Here is a 295-nt window from a genome sequence, read left to right as displayed (position 1 = left end):
TTACTGCCCGTACCGGAGCTGGTATTATCGGCAGGGCACTTACCGCATCCAGGGCTGCACCGACGGTTTCACCAAAATCGTCACGCGCTTTTTCCTGGACTGCTGTTGTGCGAAAGTGAGACTGCAGTTGCGCCACCACGGGGCTGCTGGCCTCACGCGGTAGGCACTTTATCATCCGCTCGGCCATCACCTTCAGTCCCCACTGCAGCCGGACCGACACTGCATATACCGGATGCACGGGTTGGAACAGTTCATGCAGAAGACAGATTTTGCGGCTGATATTCTGCTTCTGCTC

The 295-nt window shown here is 56.9% G+C and carries 1 pseudogene; it reads right to left on the bottom strand.

Annotated features, from left to right (window positions below):
* Nucleotides 1-295, bottom strand: a pseudogene (locus FDX22_RS15645) (hypothetical protein); the annotation flags it as partial.

It is taken from the genome of Citrobacter sp. TBCS-14, assembly GCF_005280805.1.
GTDB lineage: Bacteria > Pseudomonadota > Gammaproteobacteria > Enterobacterales > Enterobacteriaceae > Citrobacter > Citrobacter gillenii.
This window is presented reverse-complemented; position numbering and strand designations above follow the sequence as displayed.